General features: G+C 70.9%; 19 protein-coding genes. 14 read left to right on the top strand and 5 right to left on the bottom strand.

The genetic code is table 11. The features are described 5' to 3' along the window. Positions 1–20: 20 nt before the first annotated feature. Together pntB and ACZ7LV_RS02550 are read left to right on the top strand one after the other, a co-directional pair. A complete protein-coding gene (gene pntB / locus ACZ7LV_RS02555) occupies positions 21–1448 on the top strand; it encodes a Re/Si-specific NAD(P)(+) transhydrogenase subunit beta (RefSeq protein ID WP_471936075.1) in 1428 nt (475 codons plus the stop codon). Between the two features lie 77 nt (positions 1449–1525). Further along, positions 1526–2944: an FAD-binding oxidoreductase gene (locus ACZ7LV_RS02550; protein WP_471934947.1), complete on the top strand. Its 1419-nt coding sequence runs from the start codon at positions 1526–1528 to the stop codon at positions 2942–2944. 62 nt (positions 2945–3006) lie between these two features. On the opposite strand, the gene ACZ7LV_RS02545 is transcribed toward ACZ7LV_RS02550, so the two are convergent. The 3 genes from ACZ7LV_RS02545 to ACZ7LV_RS02535 all read right to left on the bottom strand — a co-directional run bounded on the left by ACZ7LV_RS02545 (position 3007) and on the right by ACZ7LV_RS02535 (position 5712). Continuing rightward, a complete protein-coding gene (locus ACZ7LV_RS02545; RefSeq protein WP_471934946.1) occupies positions 3007–4383 on the bottom strand; it encodes an NADP-dependent succinic semialdehyde dehydrogenase in 1377 nt (458 codons plus the stop codon). Positions 4384–4506: 123 nt separating this feature from the next. Next, complete coding sequence (locus ACZ7LV_RS02540; RefSeq protein WP_471934945.1) at positions 4507–5202, bottom strand: GntR family transcriptional regulator; 696 nt, start codon at positions 5200–5202, stop codon at positions 4507–4509. 6 nt (positions 5203–5208) lie between these two features. Next, a complete protein-coding gene (locus ACZ7LV_RS02535; RefSeq protein ID WP_471934944.1) occupies positions 5209–5712 on the bottom strand; it encodes a VOC family protein in 504 nt (167 codons plus the stop codon). 131 nt (positions 5713–5843) lie between these two features. Here ACZ7LV_RS02535 and ACZ7LV_RS02530 point away from each other — a divergent pair, with 131 nt between their 5' ends. The 5 genes from ACZ7LV_RS02530 to ACZ7LV_RS02510 all read left to right on the top strand — a co-directional run bounded on the left by ACZ7LV_RS02530 (position 5844) and on the right by ACZ7LV_RS02510 (position 13116). Then, complete coding sequence (locus tag ACZ7LV_RS02530) at positions 5844–8033, top strand: alpha-ketoacid dehydrogenase subunit alpha/beta (protein WP_471934943.1); 2190 nt, start codon at positions 5844–5846, stop codon at positions 8031–8033. Beyond that, on the top strand, positions 8026–9357 hold the full coding sequence (locus ACZ7LV_RS02525) for a dihydrolipoamide acetyltransferase family protein (RefSeq protein WP_471934942.1): 1332 nt from the start codon (positions 8026–8028) through the stop codon (positions 9355–9357). The genes ACZ7LV_RS02530 and ACZ7LV_RS02525 overlap by 8 nt, the downstream gene beginning before the upstream one ends. A gap of 88 nt (positions 9358–9445) precedes the next feature. After that, positions 9446–10225: an FAD synthetase family protein gene (locus ACZ7LV_RS02520; protein ID WP_471934941.1), complete on the top strand. Its 780-nt coding sequence runs from the start codon at positions 9446–9448 to the stop codon at positions 10223–10225. A gap of 140 nt (positions 10226–10365) precedes the next feature. Next, complete coding sequence (locus ACZ7LV_RS02515) at positions 10366–11751, top strand: M24 family metallopeptidase (protein WP_471934940.1); 1386 nt, start codon at positions 10366–10368, stop codon at positions 11749–11751. Between the two features lie 150 nt (positions 11752–11901). Further along, positions 11902–13116: a serine hydrolase domain-containing protein gene (locus tag ACZ7LV_RS02510; protein ID WP_471934939.1), complete on the top strand. Its 1215-nt coding sequence runs from the start codon at positions 11902–11904 to the stop codon at positions 13114–13116. A gap of 78 nt (positions 13117–13194) precedes the next feature. Here ACZ7LV_RS02510 and ACZ7LV_RS02505 read toward each other — a convergent pair whose 3' ends face one another. After that, the gene (locus ACZ7LV_RS02505; protein WP_471934938.1) at positions 13195–17001 is read right to left on the bottom strand and encodes a S8 family serine peptidase; all 3807 of its coding nucleotides are present in this window, start codon (positions 16999–17001) and stop codon (positions 13195–13197) included. Positions 17002–17387: 386 nt separating this feature from the next. Between ACZ7LV_RS02505 and ACZ7LV_RS02500 the strand changes: the two genes are divergently transcribed. The 7 genes from ACZ7LV_RS02500 to ACZ7LV_RS02470 are packed head-to-tail and all read left to right on the top strand — an operon-like array spanning position 17388 to position 23866. Beyond that, the gene (locus tag ACZ7LV_RS02500) at positions 17388–18569 is read left to right on the top strand and encodes an ATP-binding protein (RefSeq protein WP_471934937.1); all 1182 of its coding nucleotides are present in this window, start codon (positions 17388–17390) and stop codon (positions 18567–18569) included. Between the two features lie 20 nt (positions 18570–18589). After that, the gene (locus ACZ7LV_RS02495) at positions 18590–19417 is read left to right on the top strand and encodes a roadblock/LC7 domain-containing protein (RefSeq protein ID WP_471936073.1); all 828 of its coding nucleotides are present in this window, start codon (positions 18590–18592) and stop codon (positions 19415–19417) included. Beyond that, complete coding sequence (locus tag ACZ7LV_RS02490; protein ID WP_471934936.1) at positions 19410–19793, top strand: DUF742 domain-containing protein; 384 nt, start codon at positions 19410–19412, stop codon at positions 19791–19793. The genes ACZ7LV_RS02495 and ACZ7LV_RS02490 overlap by 8 nt, the downstream gene beginning before the upstream one ends. A gap of 2 nt (positions 19794–19795) precedes the next feature. After that, positions 19796–20356 carry a GTP-binding protein gene (locus ACZ7LV_RS02485; protein ID WP_471934935.1) on the top strand — a complete coding sequence of 187 codons (561 nt, stop codon included), beginning with the start codon at positions 19796–19798 and terminating at the stop codon, positions 20354–20356. 10 nt (positions 20357–20366) lie between these two features. Then, the gene (locus ACZ7LV_RS02480; protein ID WP_471934934.1) at positions 20367–21740 is read left to right on the top strand and encodes a cytochrome P450 family protein; all 1374 of its coding nucleotides are present in this window, start codon (positions 20367–20369) and stop codon (positions 21738–21740) included. Positions 21741–21800: 60 nt separating this feature from the next. Next, positions 21801–23081 (top strand): cytochrome P450, encoded by a 1281-nt coding sequence (locus ACZ7LV_RS02475; RefSeq protein WP_471934933.1) that lies wholly within the window; start codon positions 21801–21803, stop codon positions 23079–23081. After that, the gene (locus tag ACZ7LV_RS02470; protein WP_471934932.1) at positions 23078–23866 is read left to right on the top strand and encodes an enoyl-CoA hydratase/isomerase family protein; all 789 of its coding nucleotides are present in this window, start codon (positions 23078–23080) and stop codon (positions 23864–23866) included. Before ACZ7LV_RS02475 ends, ACZ7LV_RS02470 begins: the two co-directional genes overlap by 4 nt. 159 nt (positions 23867–24025) lie before the next feature. On the opposite strand, the gene ACZ7LV_RS02465 is transcribed toward ACZ7LV_RS02470, so the two are convergent. Further along, on the bottom strand, positions 24026–25165 hold the full coding sequence (locus tag ACZ7LV_RS02465) for an AI-2E family transporter (RefSeq protein WP_471934931.1): 1140 nt from the start codon (positions 25163–25165) through the stop codon (positions 24026–24028). Positions 25166–25196 lie beyond the last annotated feature (31 nt).

Raw genomic sequence — 25196 nt, 5'->3', positions numbered from 1 at the left:
GGGGCGTCATGTCGGATCTGATGACCGTCGAGACGGCCGCGGCGGCCGCCTACATCGTCGCGGCCCTGCTCTTCATCCTGGCACTGGCCGGGCTGTCCCGGCACGAGTCCGCCCAGGCCGGCAAGGCCTTCGGGGTCGGTGGCATGACGGTGGCCATGGCCGCCACGATCGCGCTGGCGGTCCACCGCGACATCTCCGCCGTCGGACTGGCGCTGGTGATCGGCACCATGACGGTCGGCGGGGCGATCGGGCTGTGGCGGGCACGGGTGGTGGAGATGACCGCGATGCCCGAACTGATCGCCCTGCTGCACTCGTTCGTGGGTCTGGCCGCGGTGCTGGTGGGCTGGAACGGCTATCTCCACGTCGAGGTCACCCTGAACGGCGCGGTCAGCGCCGAGGCCGAACTGCTGCGTGCCGAGCGGCTGCTCGGGATCCATTCCGCCGAGGTGTTCATCGGCGTCTTCATCGGCGCGGTCACCTTCACCGGTTCGGTCGTGGCGTTCCTCAAGCTCTCGGCGCGCATCAGGTCGTCGCCGCTGATGCTGCCCGGCAGGAACCAGCTCAACCTCGGTGCCCTGGTCGCGTTCGCCGTTCTGACCACCTGGTTCGTGATCGACCCGGCCCTGTGGCTGCTGATCGCCGTCACCCTCGTCGCCGCGGCGCTGGGGTGGCATCTGGTCGCCTCGATCGGCGGCGGTGACATGCCGGTCGTGGTGTCGATGCTCAACTCGTACTCCGGGTGGGCGGCCGCGGCGTCGGGGTTCCTGCTGGAGAACGACCTGCTGATCATCACCGGTGCCCTGGTCGGCTCGTCGGGTGCCTACCTGTCCGCCGTCATGTGCAGGGCGATGAACCGGTCCTTCCTCTCCGTGATCGCCGGTGGTTTCGGCGTCGAGGCCGGCCCGGCCGGCGACAAGGACTACGGCGAGCACCGCGAGATCACCGCCGAGGGCGTCGCCGAACTCCTCGGCTCCGCCGACTCGGTGATCATCACGCCCGGCTACGGCATGGCCGTGGCCCAGGCCCAGTACGGGGTCGCCGAACTGACGCGCAAGCTCAGGGACCGCGACGTCGACGTGCGCTTCGGCATCCATCCGGTCGCCGGGCGCCTGCCCGGTCACATGAACGTCCTGCTCGCCGAGGCCAAGGTCCCCTACGACATCGTGCTGGAGATGGACGAGATCAACGACGACTTCGACCGCACCACCGTGGTCCTCGTCATCGGCGCCAACGACACGGTCAACCCCGCCGCCACCGAGGACCCGGACTCGCCCATCGCCGGCATGCCCGTCCTCCAGGTCTGGGACGCGGAGCACGTCATCGTCTTCAAGCGCTCCATGGCCTCCGGCTACGCGGGCGTCCAGAACCCGCTCTTCTACCGGGAGAACTCGGCCATGCTCTTCGGCGACGCCAAGGACCGCGTCGAAGACATCCTCCGCGTGCTCTGACACACGCCTCGGCGAGGGCGGCAGCCGTCGGCCATGAACCCCCCTCCCCTGATCCATCGTTCGAACAGGAGCCCTCCATGAGTGTGCCGACAGAGCACCTTTCGCACCCCGAATTCCCGGCCTCGTTCCGCGGCGCCGTGCTGCGGCCCGGCGACGACCGCTACGACACGGCACGCGCGCTGTACCAAGGCCGTGCCGCCGACGAGGGCCCCGCGCTGATCGCGCAGTGCGCCGACGAGGAGGACGTCACGGCCGTGCTGCGGTACGCCTCCGCCCGGAGCGTGCCCGTGGCCGTGCGCGGCGGTGGGCACGGCTCCGACGGCTATGCGATGCCGGGTGGGGAACTGGTCGTCGACCTCTCGGCGATGCGGGCGCTCACCGTCGACCCGAGGACCCGGGTGGTGCGGGCCGAACCAGGCGTCAAGCTCGGCGAGATGGACGCCGCCGCCCAGCGGCACGGCCTCGCCGTGCCCGCCGGGACGGTCAGCAGCACCGGTGTCGCCGGACTCACGCTGGGCGGCGGCATCGGCTTCCTGATGCGCCGTTTCGGCGCCACCGTCGACAATTTGCTGGCCTGCGACATGATCACGGTCGACGGCCGCAAGGTCCGCGCCGACGCGAGCGAGAACCCGGAGCTGTTCTGGGCGCTGCGCGGCGGGGGCGGCAACTTCGGCGTCGTCACCTCGTTCGAGTACCGCGCGCATCCGGTGGGCCCCGAGGTCGTCGCGGGACAGCTGATCTTCCCGTACGACGAGGCCGCCGAGGTCCTGCGCAAGCTCTCGGCGCACCTGGCCGCGGCCCCGCGCGAGCTGGGACTGCTCGTCGCGATCGCTCCTGCCCCGCCCCTGCCGGTGCTGCCCGCGGAGGTGCACGGCAAGCCCGTGCTGATCCTCGTCGTGGTCCACTCCGGCGAGGGCGCCACCGCCCACGAGGTCGTCGAGCCGCTCGCCGCGCTCGGCCGGCCCCTGGCCGACCTGGTCACGAAGACCACGTGGGTGCGGGCGAACAGCATGCTCGACGCCGTAGCCCCCTACGGCATGCGCATGAACCTGCGGGGCGGGTACCTGCCGTCCCTGTCCGGCGACGCCGTCGACGTGCTGCTGGAGCATGTGTCCCGCGTGCGGGCGGATCCCGGCGACATCTGGTCGGTCAACCTCTCGTTCATGGGCGGCGCGATCTCCGAGGACGTCGACGAGGACGCCATGGCCTTCTCCCGCGCCGGGGCCGCCTGGCTGTGGGAAGCCATCTGCAAGTGGGACGCCCCCGGGTCCGACGGACGGTACGACACGTGGGCGACCGGCCTGACCGAGGCGATGCGGCCGCACTCCCTGACCAACGGCTACGCCAACCTCACCGACGACCTGGGTGAGCGGTGGCGGCGGGGAGTGCACGGCAGCGAGGCGAAGCATCGGCGGCTGCGTGCGGTCAAGGCCGCCTGGGACCCCGAGAACCTGCTCCGCTTCAACAAGAACATAGCTCCCCAGGACACCGACTGACCGCACGCGGAGGGGGCGTCACACGGCATGCCGTGTGACGCCCCCTCCGCGTGCGCTTGCCCTCAGCTCTTCCAGACCGTCTTGAGGTTGCAGAACTCCCGGATGCCTTCCGCCGCGAGTTCGCGGCCGACGCCGGAGTCCTTCACGCCACCGAAGGGCAGTTCAGGGTAGGAGATGCTCATGCCGTTGACGAAGACTGCACCCGCTTCGAGACGGCTGATCACAAGCCGCTCCTCGTCGGGGTCGGTGGTCCACACCGACGAGCTGAGCCCGAAGGTGGTGTCGTTGGCGAGCGCCACGGCCTCCTCCACGTCGTCGACGCGGTAGACGACGGCCAGCGGCCCGAAGGCCTCCTCACGGTGCACCCGCATCGTCGCGGTGACCTGCTCCAGGACCGCCGGCGCGAAGAACCACCCCTCGGTACCGACCGCCGACCCGCCGCACCGCAGAACGGCTCCCTCGGCGACCGCGTCGTCGACCAGGTCGAGGAGTTCGCGCCGACCCGACTCCGTCGCGATCGGGCCGACCTCGGTCTCCTCGTCGAGCGGATCACCGACGGTCAGCGCCTGCGTGCCCGCGACGAAGGCCTCGACGAACTCCTCGTACACCTCCGTGTGGACGATGAACCGCTTGGCCGCGATGCAGGACTGGCCGTTGTTGACCGTGCGCGCGGTCACGGCGGTGCGGGCGGCGGCGGCGACGTCGGCGGACGGCAACACGATGAACGGGTCGGATCCGCCCAGCTCCAGCACGAACTTCTTCACCTCGGAGCCCGCGACGGCCGCCACCGACCGGCCTGCGGGCTCGGAACCCGTCAGCGTCACGGCGGTGACGCGCCGGTCCCGCAGGACCGTCTCGACGTCCGCCGCCCCGATGAGGAGGGACTGGAAGGACCCGGCCGGGAAGCCCACCCGCTCGAAGAGCGTGTCGAGGTACAACGCGGTCTGCGGCACGTTCGAAGCGTGCTTGAGCAGGCCGACGTTGCCGGCCATCAGCGCGGGCGCCGCGAAGCGGATCACCTGCCACATCGGGTAGTTCCACGGCATCACGGCCAGTACCACGCCGAGGGGCTGGTAGGTGGTGTAGGCGAGCGAGGCCTTGACGGTGCCCGGGTCGGCCAGGCGCTGGTCGGCGAGCATGCTCTCGGCGTTCTCGGCGTAGAACCGCATCGCCTGCGCGCACTTGAGGACCTCCGCGCGGGCCTGCGTGATCGGCTTGCCCATCTCGATCGTGAGCCGGCGCGCCGTGTGGGAGGCCTCGGCCTCGACGAGGTCGGCTGCCGCGCGCATCCAGCGCGCCCGGGTACCGAAGTCGGTGGCCCGCAGCGCCGCGGCCGCGGCCTCCGCTCGGGTCAGTCGCTCCTCGACCTCTTCCTTCGTGAGGGGGGTGAACTCCTCGACGAGCACACCGGTTGCGGGATTGATGGTGGCGATGGGCACAGGGCTCTCCTCGTGACGTGGCACCGATGAGGGGGGATTGGATCCATCGTAGGCACCGCATCGCGCGTGCACCAGAGCTCTTGGGGGACGATGAGCCTCTGTCAGGGGCTCATTGGATCCATTTCAGGAGCCGTTGCCGTCACCGTCGACGAAGAGCTCCGGATGGGCGGTGAGTTCGACCCTGGTGCGGCGGATGTGCCCCGCGAGGTACCGCTCGCAGTCCTCCGGGTCGCGCCGGCGCACGGCGTCGAGGATCAGCCGGTGTTCGGCGTTGACGATCGCCGCCCGGTCGGGTTCGGCGAGCACCATGAACGCGCGCCGGTAGTGCTGGGTCGAGTTCCACAGCCGCTCCGTCATGGCCAGCAGATGGCCGCTGGGACAGCCCGAATAGGACGTCATGTGGAAGTCGCGGTCCAGCACCAGGAACCGGCTGATGTCGCTCTGGCCCTCGATCTCGTCCTGGATGCGTTCCAGACGTGCCACGTGGTCGTCGGTGAGGTGCGCGAGGCTCTCGGTCAGCGTCAGCGGCTCCAGCCGCTCGCGCATCCGGTAGTAGGTGTTCACGTCGTCGACGCTCAGCACCGGAACCCGCGCGCCACGGTTGGGGAACGACTCGGTGAGGCCCTCGGACTCCAGGATCCGCAGCGCCTCGCGCACCGGGATCCTGCTGGTGCCGAGGCGGGCCGCGAGTTCGTCCTGGCGCAGCCACGTGCCGGGTGTCAGATCGCCGGCGAGGATCTCGTCGCGGAGGATGCCGGCGATGTGCTGACTCCTGACACTGTCCGCCCCACGCGGATCACGGGCGTGCGCAGGACTCAAGGACAGTCACCTCTGAAACTCCGACGGGTCGCGGTCGTAGGCCTTGCCGTCAGGATAGGACACCAGCTCGAAGTGCATTCCCCATGGTGAGAGGAAGTAGACCCACCGCTGCCCCCGGGACGGTCCCGAGCTGACGGTCGGCTCCCCCAGCACCGGCACGCCCCGCGCCCTGAGGTACGCGACCGCCTCGTCCAGGTCCTCGACGTACAGCGCGACATGGTGGCCGCCGACGTCGCTGTTGCGCGGGACGACCGTGCGCCGCCCCTCCGCCTCGTACGCGAAGACCTCGAACACGGCCTGGCCCCCGCACCGGTAGAAGCGCAGTTGGCGCAGCACCGTGCGCGGGTCGACGTTCAGATGCTCGGACATCCAGTCCTCCGCCGAGCTGAAGGGGCCCACCGAGTACATGTACTCGCACCCCAGGACGTCCACGAGCCAGTCGTGCGCCTGCTCCAGGTCCGGCACCGTGAAGCCGATGTGATCGAGTCGCCTGAGGCCGGGGAGAGCCATGACCTACCTCCTTTGGATCCAAAGTGCCTCCATGGTGACCCTGTCACCGTCAAAAGTCGAGTGACATCTTGTTATTGGATCCAATCCTGTGGCAGGGTCGGTGCACTTCGTTCGACTGGAGGGGGCTAGCGATGCCCGTGGAACACACACTTGAAGCAAAGGCCGCGTGGTCGGAGTTCGTCGCCACCCGGGACGACTGGGACGCCGCGCCCGCGGACCTGTTGACGGGCATGTTCAGCCAACTGGTGCTGATCCGGACCTTCGAGGAGTACGTCCTCGAACTCGCCGCCGACGGGCTGATCCACGGCCCCGCGCACTCCAGCATCGGCCAGGAGGGCGGCGCGGTCGGCGCGTGCTACACCCTGACCTCGCACGACACCGTGAACGGCTCGCACCGCGGCCATCACCAGTTCCTGGCCAAGGTGCTCGCCCATCTGCACCCGAAGGGCATCGACCCGACGAAGCCGTTCCCCGAGGACGTCCGGGCCGTGCTCCTGCGCACGCTCCGCGAGATCTGCGGGCTGGACCAGGGCTTCAGCCACGGCCGGGGCGGCAGCATGCACCTGCAGTGGCACGAGGCGGGCGCCATCGGGACCAACGCGATCGTCGGCGGCGGCGTGCCGCTCGCCGCCGGGTCCGCCTGGGCCCACAAGAAGGCCGGCACCGACGCGGTGACCTTCACGTTCTTCGGCGACGGCGCGATCAACATCGGATCCACTCTGGAGACCCTCAATCTCGCCGCGGCCTGGTCGCTGCCCGTGTGCTTCTTCGTCGAGAACAACCTGTACGCCGTCTCCACCCATGTCCGCGAAGTCACCGCCGAGCCCCGGCTGTCCGGCCGCGGTCCGGGCTTCGGCATCCGGAGCTGGAAGGTCGACGGCATGGATCCGCTGGCCGTGCACCTCGTGACGCAGCGGGCCCTTGAGCACATGCGCGGCGGCGCCGGTCCGACGATGATCGAGGCCGACGTGTACCGCTACTTCCACCAGAACGGTCCGTTCCCGGGCTCCGCGTTCCGGTACCGCACCAAGGAGGAGGAGGCCGAGTGGCGCGCCCGCGACCCGATCGACACCGTGGCGCGGCACCTGGTGCGCCGCAGGATCCTCACCAAGAAGGCCGTCGCGGAGACGATCGAACGCGCCAGGACCCTGATGTCCGGACTCGGCGACGTCCTGCTCGAACCGCGGCCGGGCGGCAAGCCGGGTGAGCGGCGCATCGTGCCCTCGGAGTGGCCGGACCCGGCGTTCGTCGACGAGGGCGTCCGTGGCGACCTGTCGGAGCTGGCCGGGATCGACTTCACCGACACCGAGGACTTCGCCGACGACCTGACCGACGTCAAGTTCGTCGGGGCCGTCGCCGGCGTGCTGGGCCGCCGGCTCGCCACCGATCCTCGCGTCGTGGTGATGGGCGAGGACGTGCACAAGCTCAACGGCGGGACCAACGGGGCCACTCGCGGTCTGAGCGAGGCCCATCCCGACCGGGTGCTCGGGACTCCCATCTCGGAGAACGCGTTCGCCGGCCTCGGCGGCGGAATGGCGCTGGACGGCCGCTTCCGCCCGGTCGTCGAGTTCATGTACGCCGACTTCATGTGGGTGGCCGCGGACCAGTTGTTCAACCAGATCGGCAAGGCGCGCCACATGTTCGGCGGTGAGGGCACGGTGCCGTTCGTCCTGCGCAGCAAGATCGCCATGGGCACCGGGTACGGGTCACAGCATTCGATGGACCCGGCCGGCGTCTTCGCGACGGCACCCGGCTGGCGCATCGTCGCCCCGTCGACGCCGTTCGACTACGTCGGCCTCATGAACACGGCCCTGGCCTGCGACGACCCGGTCGTGGTGCTCGAACACGTCGACCTGTACAACGCGACCGGCCCCGGCCTGCCCGACGGCTACGACCACTACCTGCCCGTGGGCAAGGCCGCCGTACGACGCGAGGGCGCGGCCCTGACGATCCTGAGCTATCTCGCCATGACCCCGGCCGTGCTGGCCGCCGTCGCGGAGACCGGTGTGGACGCCGAGGTCATCGATCTGCGCTGGCTGGACCGGGCCAGCCTGGACTGGGACACCATCGGCCGGTCGGTGCGCAAGACCAACCAGGTGCTCATCGCCGAGCAGGGCGCCGTCGGCACCTCCTACGGCGGCTGGCTCGCGGACGAGATACAGCGCCGGCTCTTCGACTGGCTGGACGCCCCGATCGAGCGGGTGACGGGCGGCGAGGCGTCGCCGAGCATCAGCAAGGTGCTGGAACGCGCCGCGTTCGCCTCCACGGAGGAAGTCGCCGCCAAGCTGTGCGAGTTCTCGCGGGGGCAGAACAATGGCTGAGCTCCTGCGGATGCCCGAGGTGGCGGCCAACACCACGGAGGCGGTGCTGGTCTCCTGGAACGTCGAGGTGAACACCCCCTACGCGGCGGGCGACCCGATCGTCACGGTCGAGACCGAGAAGGCCGTCGTCGAGGTCGAGGCCGAGAGCGACGGGGCCCTCCTGCGCCTGCTGGTGGAGGCGGGCGCGACGGTGGCCGTGGGCGCGCCGATCGCCGCCTGGGGAAAGCCGGGCGAGTCGTCGTCGGAGGTGGACGCACTCGTGGCGACGCTGGGCGGCGGCGCGGCGCCGGTGGCCGCCCCGGCTTCACCCGCGCCGGCACCGCAGACACCTGCGGACGGCGCCGCCACCCACGCCGCCGCCGCGCCCGCCGCCGCCATGCCCGTCGCCTCCGCGCCCGTCGCCTCCGCGTCCGTCGACCCGGCACGGGACGGGGGCGGCGAGCGGGTCTTCGCGAGTCCGCTGGCACGACGTCTCGCGCGTGAGTCCGGCGTCGACCTGAACGCGGTGGTGGGGACCGGCCCGCGTGGCCGCATCCGCCGGGCGGACATCGAGGCGGCCCTCGCGAGGCCCGCTCAGCACGAGGAGGCCTCGTCGCCGGGCACCCCGGCGGAGGTCCGGAACACGCCGGCCACCACGGCTGCCGCCCGGTTCGTGGACGTGCCCAACAGCCGGATGCGGGGCGCCATCGCCCGCAGGCTCACGGAGAGCAAGCAGAACACCCCGCACTTCTATCTTCGCGGCGGTGCGCGCGTCGACGCGTTGCTCGCCCTGCGGCGGCAGATCAACGCCGGCCGGGTCGCGCGCGTGTCGATCAACGACCTGCTCGTCAAGGCGATCGCGTGCGCCCATGCGACCGTCCCGGCGATGAACGTGCAGTGGAACGACACCTCCGTCCGGCACTTCTCGGACGTCGACGTCGCCGTGGCCGTCGCCACCGACGGCGGATTGGTCACCCCGGTGGTCCGGGGCGTCGACTCGCTGTCGGTGAGCGGTGTCGCCACCTCGACCAGGGACCTGATCGACCGCGCGAAGGAACGCCGGCTCCGGCAGGACGAACTGGAGGGCGGCACCATCACGATCACCAACCTCGGCATGTACGGCACCGAGGACTTCGCGGCGATCATCAACCCGCCCCAGGCCGCGATTCTCGCCGTCGGCGCGGTGCGCCAGGAGGCGGTCGTCGAGGACGGTGCGGTCACCGTCGCCTCCGTCCTGCGCACGACCCTCGCCGTCGACCACCGGTCCGTGGACGGTGCGACCGCTGCCGAGTGGATGAGGGCGTTCGTCGAGGTGCTGGAGGAACCGCTGCGCATCCTGCTGTGAGCGCCGCGCGGCGCTTTCTCCCCGGCTAACGGCACGGGGATCACACTGGCCGGCACCGAACCTGCTCCGAGGAGGAAGGAGGTGAGTGATGGAGGTCCTCGGTCTCGAAGTACCGGGCGAGAAGCGGAGCGCCGGTGGCGGCGTACGCGTCGGCAGCGCCCCGTCGTCCGCGAAGGTCGCGAAGGTCGCGAAGGTCGCGATCGGGGCGTTCGACGGCGTGCACCTGGGCCACCGTCAGGTCCTCGACGGGTGCGACACGGTCCTCACGTTCGATCCGCACCCGAGGCAGGTTCTCGACCCGGGCCGTGCGCCGAGCCTGCTGAGCGATCGCCGGCAGAAACTGCACAAGCTCCGTTCCCTGGGGATCCGGCAGGTGGCGATCGTGCCGTTCGACCACACCTGGTCCCGGGTCACGGCCGAGGAGTTCGTCGAGCGGGTCGTCGTCGAGCAGCTCGGCGCGCGGTTCGTCAGCGTCGGCCAGGGTTTTCGGTTCGGCGCCCGGGGCGCCGGGACAGCAGGAACCTTCGAGAGGTATCCCGAACTGAGCACCCGGGTCGTCCCGCTCGTCACGCGGGGATCGGCCGGCGAGCCGATCTCGTCGACCCGCATCCGCCGGCTGATCTCCGAGGGCGACGTGGCGTCGGCCGGTGAACTGCTGGGATCCGCCCTCGCCCTGCCGGCGGTCGTCGGCGACGGGGGGCGTCTGCTGATCTCCGCGCGGTTCGCCCGACCCGCGCCGGGCTGCTACCTCGGCTCCGTGGACGGTCACCCCCGCCGGCTCCGGGTGTGTCAGGACCGTTCGGTCGCGGGCGCGGGAGCCGCGCGGACCGGCAGCCCCGTCCAGGTGACCTTCGTGCGGCAGACCTGATAGGCCGCGGCCCGCCCCGCGGGCCGGCGACACCCGCGCATCCAGTGATCCGCGACGCTCCCGCGTCCTGCCCCGTGCAGTCGGCACGCGAGCAGTCCCGTTCCACCACCCGCAGAATTTCCCCCTGGCAAGGAGTTGTGATGGCGCTTCCGACATTCGGGCCGAACGCGGTCGACTGGGAGACCCGCGTCGACATGAACCGGCTCCGCGAGGAGCGGCTGGCCCGCCTCCGCGAGTCGTTGGAGCAGTCCGAGGTCGGCGCCGTCCTGGCCTTCGACTTCTCCAACATCCGTTACATGACCTCGACCCACATCGGCACCTGGGCGATCGACAAGATGATCCGGTTCTCCCTGCTGGTCAGGGGCGGTGAGCCGATCGTCTGGGACTTCGGTTCGGCCGCCAGGCACCACCAGCTGTACAACCCCTGGCTGGACTACTCGGCGGCGCACTCGGACGGCGATCCGCACGGCGCCCACCACGGGGCCGACGCCCGCAATCCGAGTGGCGCCCGGGCCGGCATCTCGACGCTGCGCGGCGCCATCAACCCGCTGGTGGGGATGGCCGACTCCGTCGCCCGCAAGGTGAAGCGGGAGCTCGAACTCTACGGGCTCCAGAACGAGCCGCTCGGCGTCGACGTCGTCGAACTCCCGGTCCTGATGGCCCTCCAGAACGCGGGCATCACCGTGGTGGACGGCCAGCAGGTGTTCCTGGAGGCCCGCCGCGTCAAGACGCGTGACGAGATCCACCTGCTCACCCATGCCTGCTCGATGGTCGACGCCGCCTACGAGAACCTCTACGAGTTCCTGCGGCCGGGCGTGCGGGAGAACGAGTGCGTGGGGGTGGTCGCCAAGACCCTGTACGACCTCGGCTCGGAGTTCGTCGAGGGCGTCAACGCCATCTCCGGCGAGCGGTGCGCACCGCACCCGCACGTCTTCTCCGACCGCATCGTGCGCCCCGGGGACCCCGCGTTCTTCGACATCCTGCACAGCTACAACGGCTATCGCACCTGCTACTACCGCACCTTCGCCGTCGGCAGCGCCTCCTCGGCCCAGCGGGACGCGTACACACGGTGCCGTGAGTATATGGACGAAGCGATCAGCCTGGTCCGCCCGGGAGCCACGACGGCCGACATCGTGTCGGTCTGGCCCACGGCGCAGGAGTTCGGCTTCCCCGACGAGGAGGCGGCCTTCGCCCTGCAGTACGGCCATGGCGTCGGGCTGTCGATCTGGGAGAAGCCGGTCTTCTCCCGGCTGGTCTCCATGGAGCACCCCGAGGTGATCGAGGAGGGCATGGTGTTCGCGCTGGAGACGTACTGGCCGTCGAAGGACGGCTGGGGGGCGGCCCGGATCGAGGAGGAACTGGTGGTGACGGCGGAAGGGTGCGAGGTGATCACGAAGTTCCCCGCGGAGGAGCTGCTCGTCGCCGGCCGGCGCTACTTCACCGTCTCGGGACCGCTGCCGGCCGAGCGTGACTCCCAGTCCCACCTGAACACGGCGACCGCGAGCCGCTCCGTCGGACACGAGTAGACCCCGGTCCGGACCGACCGGGACGCCCAGGGAGTGTGAGACGGTGTGACCAGCCCGGGCACGTTCAACACCTTGTCACAGTATTACGATGCCTCCAGCGTCGCCCCGGACCGGGCGGCGTCGACCTGATCCCGTACCAGAAAGTCTCGGATGCGCATCAAGTACGTGAGCGTCGTGCTCGCCGGATCCACCGTGCTGGCTGCGCTGGCCGCCTCCCCGGCCGGCGCAGCCACCTCCACCCTCCCCCACCCCTCCGTCACCTCGGTCCTCAAGGTGCAGCAGCAGGCCATGTCGGCGGGGGCGCCCGGCGCCCTCACCCGCATCGACTCGGGCAACTCCAGTTACCGCATCTCGTCGGGGCAGGCGGACACCGCCGCCCGCACCGCGATGGACGCCGACCGTCGTTTCCGGGTCGGCAGCGTGAGCAAGAGCTTCACCACGGTGGTGCTCATGCAGCTCGTCGCGGAGGGCCGTGTCGACCTCGACGCCTCGGCGAACAGCTACCTCCCGAAGGCGCTGCCGGACGACCGCATCACCGTGCGGCACCTGCTCAGTCACCGCAGCGGCCTGTGGGACTACACCAACGACATGTTCTACTACACCGTTCCAGGCTTCGAGTCCGTACGGAACAAGGTGTTCACCTACCAGGAGCTGATCGACCTGTCGACGGCCCACAAGGTGAACAACGAGCCGGGAGCCGCCTACAGCTACTCCAACACCAACTTCGTGGTGCTGGGCCGGCTCGTCGAGCACGTCACCGGCGTGCCGATGGCCACCCACTACCAACAGCGCATCTTCGGGCCGCTGGGCCTGAGGAACACCTCCTACGTGCACCCGAGCACCACGCTGTCCGGTTCCTACGCCCGCGGCTACCTGCGCCAGGACGACACCACGCTGCCGCTGGTCGACTCCACCGAGCAGACGGTGTCGTGGGCGCAGTCGGCGGGCGCGGTCATCTCCAACTCGGCCGATCTCAACAGGTTCTTCTCCGCCCTCGTCTCCGGCAAGCTGCTGCCCGAGGCGCAGCTGCGGGAGATGATGAGCACGGTGCCGGTCAACGCGGACGGCACCCAGTCGTACGGGCTCGGTCTGCGGGGCCGCAAGCTCTCCTGCGGCGTGACGGTCTACGGCCACACGGGCACCGTCCAGGGCTACTACACGTACGCCTTCACCACGGCGGACGGCAAGCGCAGCATGACGTCCATGGCGAACACCTCCAACAACGGGACGGTGAACACCATCCTCGGCGGCACGCTGGAGGCCGCCTTCTGCGGCACCGCCGTCGCCAAGGCGGACAAGTTCACGGCCCCCGACGACGAGGGGTTCACCGAGGACATCGCTCCTGGAGTGGTCCGCTCCTCCTGACGGGTGCGTGACCGTCCGACGGTCACCGCACGCGGCGCTGCCGCCCACCTCGACGGTGGGCGGCAGCGTCTTCGTCCGTCACCTCAGGCCGAAGGCCCTCGTGACGGTCTGGTGGACGGTGTTGCCCCGGTCGTCGGCGGCCGTGGCCCGGACGGTGACGTAGGAGGCCTTCCGCGGGGCGTCGAGCGTGGTGCGCCAGCCTCCGCCGGACGCGGTGACCTCGGCCTTGAGCCAGGTCCTGCCGTCGTCGTAGGAGAGCTCCACCGCGACCTTGCCGATGGCCGACGTGGGCGGCAGCTCCTGCTCCGGGTCGGACGACGTCGGGTGGGTCGCGGTGACCGTCAGGCCCGCGTCGCGGCGCGCCCTTCCGTCCCCGTCCGTCTCGACCCCGTAGTCGAGCTGGATCAACGGCAGGGCCAGGCCCTGGTACCGGGCACCGGCGGCGGAGGTGAAGCCCCATTCCGTCCGGGTCCGGGTGCTGTACGGGTTGGCCCACTTGCCGCGGGCGGTCTCCAGCACGTACCGGTACGACTGCCGTTGCGGCGCGAGCCCGTCGGCGATCACGAAAGAGCCGTTCATGCCGGCGAGCAGGGTGTCACCCCGGTAGAGCGAGGCCTTCGCCTGCGCGTCCGGCGTGATCGGGTAGCCCACGCGGCGGGTGCCGGCGTCGCCCCAGGCGGGGACGTCGACGGCCAGCCAGTCGTCCTGCCGGAAGGCGAAGGCGTCGGGCAGGGCGCCGGTGATCCGCGGCCTGCTGACGGGGGCGAACCACTGGTCCTTCGTGGCGGTGCCGCCCTTGTACCCGCGCGGCGGGGCCAGGATCCTGACCTCGCCGAGGACGGTGGCGGCCTGCGCCCACTGCACGCCGGAGCCGGTGGAGACCCAGTCGGTGCGCACTCCCCGTGCCGGGAGCGGGAGTTCGGTGCCGAGGCGGGCGGTGGTGTCGTCGGGCCAGACGTCGTAGCGGTACTCGCGGGCGTCGCCCTGCCGGTAGTTCTTGAACGCGACGTCGATCCTCGCCAGGTCCTTGGGGCCCGGCCGGTGGACCGTGTCCGCGGGCACCGCGCCGTCCCAGGCGTTCGCCAGGTCGTAGAGGTACTCGGTGGTGGGGTGGGAGAACACCTTCAGCGAGGTCCCGCCGCGCGCGGAGGCGAGGCGGATCAGTCGGTCGCCCTGGTCCTTGCCGACGGTGACGACGGTCAGCGGCGGGGTGGCCTCGGTGCGGGGGTCGAGCCGTCCCTCGCCGTCGTTGACGACGAGGAGCAGTTCCGCTCCGGCCGCGGCGGCCGCGGCCACCTGTTCCTGCGCGGGCACCGCGTCGTTGCGCACGACGACGGCGGCCTTCCCGCGAACGCGCAGGCCCTCGTAGTCGGTTGCCGCGCCCTGTCCGGCGTACACCGCGTCGAGCCGGCTCGTGCCCTTGCGCACAGGGGTGGCGCCGCGCCGTACGAGGATGTCGTCGACGGACTCCCGCCCGGAGGCGATCTTCAGCGGGGGCTGCTCGTTGCGCCAGCGCGTCCTGACGGTGAATTCGCCCTCGGTGGCCTTCTCCCCCGTGGGCAGGGCCCAGACGCTGTCGTAGCGGGGCCACGGGTACAGGGACATGCTGTGGGTGCCGGTGGCGTCGAGCGTGCGCCGGTAGTCCACCCGCATGTCGGTGGTGACGGACTCCTTCGGTGTGACCGCCGTGACCTGCCGGGTTCTGGAGGCGTCGAACGTGTACGTCCCGTCCGCGTCGAGCCGGAACTCCGGGTCGGCGACCAGGGCCAGGCCACGCGAGTGCGTGCCGTGGGCACCCTCCACCGGGATCGCCGCGACGACCGACCAGGGCCCGGCGTACAGGGTCACGGTGGTGGATCCGGCGACCGTTCCTCCGAGGGTGATCCCGGGTCGCTTGCCCTGCTGGAGCATGACGTAGTACTCGCCGGTGACGGGCTTGCCGGAGCGGTCCTTCGCGTTGATCGTGAGGTCGTGCAGCTCGTACATGGTGACGTAGCCGAAGGCCGTGCCGAGCCGGACGGAGCCGCCCGCGGAGGCCTCGACACGGGCGTCGTAGAGCATGCCCTCCTCGGCGCGGTCCGGGCGCGCGGTCACGGTGACCGTGGCGGTCCCGTGCGCGGGCACCGTCACCTGCCGGGCAGACAGCGTGAACATGCCCGCGGGGGCCTTTGAGGCCTCGACCGAGAGGTCGAAGGTGACGGGGGTGTCGCCGTCGTTGGTGTACGTCACCTCACGGTCGACGCGGGCGCCCGGCGCGGGCGGCCACTCCTGCAAGGCGTCGACCACACCGGTGGCGCGCACGGTGGTCCGGGCCGCCGCGGCGGCCTCCACCCGGCCGTTGCCCGCGTCGAAGGCCGAGTGGGCGGGCGTGGCCTTGGCGGTGCTGACCAGGGCGTCCTTGATCTGCTGCCCCGTCCAGGCCGGGTGCGCGGCGGCGACCAGCGCGGCGGCGCCCGCCACGTGCGGAGTCGCCATGGACGTACCGCTCATGGTGGTGTAGGCGCCCTCACCGGGCGCGTGCTGCGACCGGGCGGCCAGCACGTCGACACCGGGGCCCGTGATCTCCGGCTTGAGCGCGCCGTCCCCGACGCGCGGGCCACGGCTGGAGAAGGAGGCCAGCCGGTCGGCGGAGTCGACGGCGCCCACGGCCAGGGCCGCGTCGGCGACGGCGGGCGCGCTCACCGATCCGTGCGGGCCGCTGTTGCCCGCGGCGATCGCGAACAGGGTGCCGGTCTCGGCGCTGAGGGTGTCGACGGCCTCGCTGAGGGGGTCGGTGCCGTCGCTCGGGTCGCCGCCCAGGCTCATGCTCACGACCGCGGCGTGCTGGTCCCGGGCCGCCCACTCCATGCCGGCCAGGATCCAGGAGAACTGACCCGAGCCCTGGTCGTCGAGGACCTTGCCGACGTGCAGCCGGGCACCGGGGGCGACACCCTTCTCCTTGCCCGCCGAGGCGGCGCCCGTACCGGCGATGGTCGACGCCACATGGGTGCCGTGGCCATGGCGGTCGACGGCGGATTCGTCGTCGGGGACGAAGCTGGTCGCGGCGGCGACCTGCCCGTCCAGGTCCGGGTGCTGGGCGTCGACGCCGGTGTCCAGCACCGCCACGTCGACGCCCTGGCCCGTGTTGCCGCTCCGCCATGCCTCGGGCGCGCCGATCTGCGCCACCGATTCGGCCAGGTCGGCCTTCACCTTGCCGTCCAGCCAGATGCGCTCGATGCCGCCGGCGAGCAGCGGGGGGGCGGCGCGCTTCGCCGTCACCGCCCCGCCCAGCGTGCTGCTTCGCAGGAGGGCGGAGCTGTTCACGTCCTCGGTGAGCGCGTCCCAGAACTTCGCGGCCTCGCCGTGCTTCTCCGCGACCGCGGCGCCCTGGACGCTGGTCAGCGTGCGGACGCGTACGGCGCCCCGGGGCAGCGGTGCGGCGCTTCGGGCGCGCGTGGCGTCGGCGTAGCGGACGATCAGCGGCACGTGGTCGCTGTGGGCGTCGTCGTAACCGTCGGCGAGCAGGCGTGTGACGTTGAACAGGTCCTCGTCGAGGACACCGGCCGAGACGTACGGCAGCACCTCCTGCGGGTACACGAAGGTCTCGCCCTCGTGGGTGAAGGTGTACGCCGCCACTGGCCGGCCCTGTGCGTCCTCCAGCGAGGTGACCGCCGTCCCGCCGGCGCCGGTCACGGTCACCTTGTCGCCGTTGATCAGTGTGACGGTCCGCGGAACGCCGCTGCCGTCGGAGGCCGTCACGCCCGCCGGGAGCGCGGAACCGGGCGCGGGGGAACCGGTCGCGGGGGAACCGGTCGCGGAGGCCGTGACCGCGCCGAGCGACGGCAGCAGGGCCAGCGCGACACCGAGCGCCAGCACCCTCCGGCCGCGTATGGGTGAGCCAGGCAAAGGAGCTCCTCACATAGCTGGACATGAACGAGCGGGTCGGCGAACGCCGACGACGAATGATTCGCGCCGTCGCGGGGTCGCGTCGAGGTCACCGGGCTGTCGTCTTGGCGTCATGTCGCAGAGGCGACATGCGCGCGGGCGGAGGTGCGTCGTCGTCAACCGCCGTTGCGGGAGGCCTTGTTGATCCTGTGGAGACGCCCGGCGCGGCGACGGCGCGCCGAGTTGACGGTGATAGCATTCCGCCGTCTGCGACCTTGATCCACTTTGTTCGGGTGCCGACCTGAGGTGCTCTTCCGCACCAGCGACAACGTGGTCCTGTGTGACGGGGTCGCGGACCTTCGCGAGGTCCGTCGACGCCTGCTTGCCATGCGCCGAGAAAGGTTTCCATGACTCAAGACGTGCTTCTTTGGTGCCTGGTTGCGATAGCGGTGACAGCACTTGCCGCGGTCGTGGCTCTCGTACTTCGCAACAGAGCGCTGGGGGTGAGGAAGAGGGAGTCCGAAGCCTCCCTGGGACAGCGGCTGAACTACACCGAGGCCGAACTCACCCGCGTGCAGCACGAGCTGGCGAAGGTCCGGAGCGAGCAGGACGGTGTGATCCAGGAGGCCGAGCAGGCCGCGGAGGAGAGCACCAAGGCGGTCCTCAAGGGTGCCGCCCGCTTCCTGCAGAGCCTCGCGGTCGAGCAGACCGTGCTGTTGGACGAGATCCAGCGCAAGTACGGCGGGCACACCGTCCTGTCCGATCTGATGGAGGTCACCCACGCCAACGCGCAGATGGCCCGCAAGGCCCAGGGCATCGCGGTCATGTGCGGTGCGCCGCTCGGCCGGCGCAACCAGCCCGCCAGCGTCTACGACGTCGTCCGCAGCGCCCAGAGCCAGATCCGGAACTTCCACCGGGTCGAGATCATGCAGCCGAGCGGCATCGCCCTGAAGTCGTCGGCCGTCGCGCCGGTCGCCCTGGCCGTCGCCGAACTGCTCGACAACGCCGCCAGCTTCTCGCAGGCGGACGCGCCGATCGAGGTGACGTTCCAGCGGGTGCAGAAGAACCTGTGCATCGTCATCGACGACGCCGGCGTCAGCATGAGCGACGAGGACCGGCAGAAGGCGACCGCGCTGCTCGCCGGCGACGCCGTCCCCCGGTTGTCCCAGCTGGGCACGCAGCCGAAGTTCGGCTTCCCCGTCATCGGTCTGATCGCTCGTCAGTACGGCTTCAAGGTCGACGTCACCGGAGTCTCCCGGTACGGCGGCGTCCGGGCCGTCGTCCTGCTGCCCGAGGAGTTGTGGACCATGGAGGAGACCACCCCGCCGGCCACCGAGGCGCAGGTGAGCAGCATTCGACGCGGTGAGAACCGCGAGCAGTCCGCGCGTACGATGCACGGCCTGCCCAAGCGTGGCGCCCGTAAGTCGCCCATCGCCAGTGTGCCCTCCGACGGGAGCGCCTCCGGCGGTGAGCAGACGCCCAGGAGGGGCTCCCGCCCTTCCGGCGGTGGGTTGGGGGCATTCCAGCGCGGCACGCTGTCGGGCCGTGACCTCGAAGCCCCGACGCCTGAAGGGTCCGAAGACGCATGACAACTACCGACATGTCGTGGATGGTCCAGGACATCGTGGACAACGTCCCCCGGGCGCGGCACGCCGTGGTGCTGTCCGCGGACGGGCTTCCCCGCGGGGCGACGGACGGTCTGAGCCAGAAGGACGTGCGCACGATCTCCGCCGCGATGGCGGGCATGCAGTCGCTCAGCCGGGCCACCGCCCACTTCGCCGGACCGTCGCAGGACCGGCAGTGGAACCAGACGATCGTCGAGTTCTCGCACGGTTGGGTGTTCCTGATCGGGGCGGGCCAGGGGGCCTATCTGGCCGCCGCCGCGGAGCCCGACGTCGACATGCAGCAGATCTCGTTCCGGATGAACCGCCTGGTCGCCCGGCTCGGCAACAACCTGACCTCCGCGCCGCGGGTGAGCGCCCCGGACGCGGCCCTGGCGGGGGGCGGCGGCGCCACGCGGCGCGAGGAGGCGGGCGGTTCGGGATTCGTCCTGGCCGAGCTGGACAAGGTGATCGCCTCCGTGCGCGGCGCCCGTCACGCCCTGCTCCTCGGGGCCGACGGTCTGCCCCGGGGGGCGAGCAGCGGGATCGGCAGGGACCTGGCGGACACCATCTCCGCGGCCATGACCGGCATCCACGCCTACAGCCGCGCCACGGCGCCGTTCGCGGGCGGCCTGCGGGACGACGAGTGGCGGCAGACGGTCATCGAGTTCCGGCACGGCTGGATCTTCCTGATCGCTGCCGGGTCCGGCGCGTTCCTGGCGGCCGCCGCCGAACACGACTGTGACATCGAGGAGTTCACCACGCGCCTCAGCGACGCGATACCTGCGCTGGTGGCGCGGCAGGTGCCGCAGGGAGGAAGGGCCGGCGATGCCTGAGCAACCGGACGGCGAACTGGAGCTGACGTCGGCCTTAGTCCCTCTCTTCGTCATCGCGAAGGGGCGTGGCCTGCCCGCGGAGCACGAGTACGAGCACACCACGCTCGTCACCGCCCAGGAAGGGGCCTCGGCCGCCGCTCGCACCCTGTCGCCGGAAGCCCGTACGGTCATGGACCTGATCGCCGACGGCTTCCTGTCCGTGGCCGAGGTCTCCGGCTACACGCGGCTGCCTCTCGGCATCGTGCGCATCCTGCTGGCGCAGATGGCGGAGGACGGCCTGATCTTCGTGAGGAACCCGGCGCCACGGGCCGAACGTGTCGACCGTGAACTGCTCACCGCCGTGCTCGACGGCCTGAAGACACGATTCGGAGCGTAAGCGTGTATCTGGATCCAGCCGTCTCCCGTTCCGTGAAGATCCTCGTCATGGGCCACTTCGGGGTCGGGAAGACCACGTTCATCGGAAGCATCTCCGAGATCGAACCCCTCCAGACCGAGGAGGAGATCACCGAGGCCAGCGAGGGGTTCGACGACCTGTCGGGCACTCCGGACAAGACGACCACCACCGTGGCCATGGACTTCGGGCGTCTGACCCTCAGCGACACCCTCGTCCTCTACCTCTTCGGTACGCCGGGGCAGGAACGCTTCAAGGAGATGTGGGAAGGCCTGTCCCGGGGCGCGCTGGGCGCGCTGGTGCTGGTGGACCCCGAGCGACTGCACGAGAGCTTCCCCATCCTGGACCTGGTCGAGCAGTTCGGCCTGGGCTACGCCATCGGCGTCAACCGCTTCGACGGGACCCCCGACTACCCGCTCGACGAGGTACGCGAGGCACTCAACCTCTCCGATGAGACCCCCATCATCCACTGCGACGTCCGCAGCCAGGACTCGGCGGCGCACTCCCTCATCACCCTCGTGAAGCACCTCATGTCCATACTTGGCTAGGAGCCACGGCATGCACCAGCAGTCCGACCCGACCGGCATACCCGCCGGTTGCCCCGCGCACGGCAACACCCCGCTGTACGGACCCGAGTTCGGCTCCGACCCCGAGCGCCACTACGCCGAACTGCGCTCCCAGGGGCACAGCGCCCCCGTCGACATCGCCCCGGGTGTCCAGGTCGAGCTCGTGACGAGCTACGACGCGAGCCTCTACATCCTGCAGAACCCGGGCGTGTTCGTGCGCGACTCCCGCCGCTGGAAGGCGCTGGGTGAGGGGCGCGTCCCCGCCGACAGCCCGGCGCTGCCCATGATGGGCTACCGCCCCAACGCCCTGTTCAGTGACGGCGCGGCGCACGCCCGGCTGCGGCAGGCGGTCACGGACAGTCTCGCCACGGTCGACCAGGTACGGCTCGTACGCCTGGTCCAGCAGTCGGCCGACTACCTGATCAGCCGGTTCAGCTCCGACCCGGGCGGCGAGGCCGAGCTGATGAGCTCCTACGCCCAGCCGCTGCCGCTGCTGGTCTTCGGCGACCTGTTCGGCTGTCCGCCCGAGCTCGGCGACCGTGTCATCACCGGAATCACCGGAATCTTCCAGGGCGCCCCGGGGGCCGACGAGGTACTGGGCGGCGCGCTCGCCGAACTGATCGCCCTCAAGCGCCGCCAGCCGGGCGAGGACCTCACCACCCGCCTGATGGTGCACTCCGCCCGGCTGACGGACGAGGAGGTGCTGCACCAGCTCGTGACCCTGCTGTCCGGCGGAACCGCGCCCCTGGCCGCCGCGATCGGCACCAGCAGCGCCCTGTACCTCAGCGAGGAGTGGCCTGCCGGTCTCCCGATCGAGGACGCGGTCGTGAAGACGCTGTGGAACTACGCGCCGATCGCCAACTACGCGGCGCACTACCCCACTCAGGACGTCGAGCTCGGTGGCAGGACGCTGCGCGCCAACGACCCGGTGCTGATCTCGTTCGCGGCGGCCAACACCGACCCGAAGCTGACGGAGCACCGCGAGCAGCTGAGCGCCAAGGCCCACCTGGCCTTCGGTGCCGGCCCTCACGCCTGCCCGGCCAAGGACCCGGCGTTCATGATCGCGGCCACGGCGGTCGAGTCCCTGCTCAACCGCCTGCCGGACATCGAGGTGCGCGTCCCCTTCAAGGAACTCGCCTGGGTACCGGCGCCGTGGAGCCGCTCCCTGACGGCCGTGCCGATCCGGTTCACGCCGCGCGCCGTCCCCTCGGCGGCCGCCTCCGCGGCCACGGCCTCGGCGCCCGGCCGGACGCCTCAGCCGTCCGCCGCCGCACCGCAGACGACCGCGCCTCGCTCGGCCCAGGAGGCGACCCAGCACAAGGGCGGGATGTTCAGCCGCTTCCGGGCATGGGTGAGGGGCGAGTGATGTAAGTAACCATAAGAAACCACAGTGTTATTGGATGCTTCAAGCACCCCACGGGTACGTATGGCGGCTGATCCTCAGAAAGGAGCCGTCATCGTGGGGACTGCCACGGCTAGCTCGGCCGACCGTCGGGCCACCGTCTCCCTGTTCTCCCGCCTCCGTACGGCTGAAGGACAGGCCGATCCCTTCCCGATCTACGAAGAGCTCCGAGCCCGGGGTGGAGTCAGCCCCGCTCCCTGGGGCGGTTTCCTCGTCACCACCTTCGGCACGTGCGACCAGGTGCTGCGCAGCGGCGCCTGGCTCGAACCGGACACGAGCTGGCGGGAACGGCAGGGGGAACGCACCCGCTGGAGCGCCTCCTCCTCCCGGGAGATCAGCCGCACCCTTCCCGCGCTCAACCCGCCGGAGCACACCCGGGTGCGCCGGTCGGCGGGCAACTTCGACCGCCACACCATCACCCGCCTCGGCCACCGGGTGAACCAGATCGTCGACCGCCTCCTCGACAGCGTGCGCGAACGTCTGCACGGCGGGGAGGCGGACTTCGGCGCCCTGGTCTGCGAGGAGCTGCCCGTCGCCACCGTCGGCGACTGGCTCGCACTGCCGAGCGCGGACTGGCCCCGCCTGCGCGAACTGACCCACGACCAGGTGTTCACCCAGGAACTGCTCCCCTCCGCCAGCCAGTTGGCCCGCTCCGACGTCGCCATGGCCGAACTGCGGGCCTACTTCCTCGACCTGGTGCGCGAGCGGCGCGCCCATCCGGGCGAGGACCCGGTGTCCCGGTGGATCAGCACCTGGGACGCCATGGAACCGGACCAGGACAAGGCGGACGAGGCGGTCTACTTCCTCGCCCTGTTCGTCCTGCTGGCCGCCCTGGAGACGACCTCGACCCTGCTGTCCACGATGACGCTCCACCTCGTCGAACAACCCGGCAGATGGCAGCTGCTCACCGAGCAGCCCGACCTCGTGCCGGCGTTCGTGGAGGAGGCACTTCGCTACGACCCCCCGACCCATGTGATCAGCCGGATCGCCGCGTCCGACTGCCTCCTGGAGGACGTCGAGGTGCGCGCGGGCGAGATGGTCCACCTGATGGTGGGAGCCGCCCAGCGCGACCCCGCCCGCTTCGTCCGCCCCGAACTGTTCGACCCCCACCGGGGGCCCGCCCACCTGGCGTTCAGCGCGGGCATCCACTACTGCCTCGGAGCGCCGCTGGCCAGGCTGGAGGCCCAGACCCTGTTGCGCCGGACCGTCTCCCGCCTGCCCCGACTCGCCCTCGCCCGCCGGCCCGCCCGTGCCCCACGCGTCGCGTTCCGGCGCCTGCTGAACCTGGATGTCGCCCTCGCATGAACACCTCGATCGCCCCCGCCCTCGCCGCCCCCCTGTCCGCGCACACGTCCCTCGACGTCACGCAGACCGGCCCCGTCCTCCACGTCCGGCTCAACCCCTTCCTCCAGGACGACACGCTGAGCGCCGCCGTCCTGGACGAACTCATCGACGTCCTCGACAGCCTCCATGAACGGCCGGACATACGTGTCCTGGTGCTCTCCTCGTCCGGCGAGGACTTCTGCCTGGGAGCCGATCGCCGGGAATTCCAGGAGGCGTTGGCCTCGGACCCGACCGCGGGGGCGCTGCGGCGCGTCGCGGACAAGGCCCACCGTCTGTGCCAGGCCCTGGAGTCCACCCACGCCGTCACCATCGCCCGCCTGCACGGCAAGGTCATCGGAGCCGGACTCGCACTGGCGGCGCACTGCGACCTCCGTGCCGGTGCGGACACCGCGCAGTTCCGCATGCCGGAGGTCGGCATCGGTCTCGCACCTGCCTGGGGCGGCGCCATGGGTCGCCTGATCTGGGAGGCGGGCGCCGCGCGGATCCGTGAACTCATGCTCACCTGCGACGTGTTCGACGCCGCCACCGCCCACCAGCTCGGGCTGCTCCACAAGGTGGCACCGGTCGAGCAGCTGGACGACGTCGTCGCCGCCTGGACGAAACCCCTCGCCCGGCGCTCCCCCGAGGCACTCGTCCTGACCAAACGCATGCTCACGGCGTACGCGAAGGCCGCCCGCACCGGCGACCTCACCCTGCTGGACTCTCACCTCCTGACCAGCCGGCTCACGCCACAGCCCGCCCGATGACGACCGTGGTGAGGGGCTGACGCGGAATCGTCACCGGGTCCTGTCGCCACGGAGCCGGTGGCACCGTCCGGGCCCGATGCGGTCGGTCCACCTCAGCACGCACAAGGGCCCTGCCGGGAACGGCAGGGCCCTTGTGCGTGGACGGGGCGGCGAGGCCCGTCAGCCGGCGAGCGGTGCGGCCGCCGGTTCCGGGTCGGTGCCGCGGCCGGGGCCGGGGACGCCCACCGGGTCGTGCGGCGGCTCGGACAGCTGCTCGCGCACGTAGTTCCAGACCACCGCGATCAGTGCGGCGGCCGGGACGGCGAGCAGGCTGCCCACGATGCCCGCCAGGCTGCCGCCCAGGGTCACCGCGAGCAGGACGACCGCCGCGTGCAGGCCGAGCCCCCTGCTCTGGATCATGGGCTGGAAGACGTTGCCCTCCAACTGCTGGACGACGACGATGATCGCCAGCACTATCAGGGCGTCCGTCAGACCGTTCGACACCAGGGCGATGAGCACGGCGACGAAGCCCGCGAAGAGGGCGCCGATGATCGGCACGAACGCGCACACGAAGGTGAGCACGGCCAGCGGGAGCACCAGCGGGACGTCAAGGACCCAGAGCCCGATGCCGATGAGGACGGCGTCCAGCAGACCGACCGCCGCCTGCGAGCGGACGAAGGCCCCGAGGGTGTCCCAGCCGCGTTCGGCGACCGCGGGGACGTCGGTCGCGAGGCGCCCGGGGAGCTGACGGGCGAGCCAGGGCAGGAAGCGCGGCCCGTCCTTGAGGAAGAAGAACATCAGGAACAGGGCGAGTACGGCCGTCACCACCCCGTTGACCACGGTGCCCACACCGGTGGCGAGGGTCGTCACCAAGCTGCCGACGCTGTTCTGGAGACGGTCGGTCGTGGTGTCCAGGGCGGTGGTGATCTGGTCGTCGCCGATGTTCAGCGGCGGGCCCGCGGCCCACTCCCGGACCCGCTGGATGCCCTCGACCACGCCGTCGGTCAGCTCACCCGACTGCGAGGCGACCGGAACCGCGATGAGCGCCACGGCTCCCGCGGCGACCGCGAGGAAGAGCACGGTCACCGCCGACGCGGCCAGCGCCGGCGGCCAGCCGTGCCGGCGCAGGAACCGGGCCACGGGCCAGGTCAGCGTGGTGAGGAGCAGACCGATGACAAGGGGCCAGACGATGGGCCACATCCGGCCGAGAAGCCAGAGCACCACCGCGGTCCCCACGAGGACCAGCAGCAGCTCCGCCGATATACGCGCCGAGGCACGCAGTGCCGCACGGGTTCTCGCAGGGCTCAAAGAGGCAGACATGCGGTCACCCTATGCGCCCGCGCTCCCTGAC

This window comes from Streptomyces sp. NPDC107562 (genome assembly GCF_055657325.1).
Note: the sequence above shows the minus strand (reverse complement) of the source record. Positions and strands in the feature narration are given on the sequence as shown.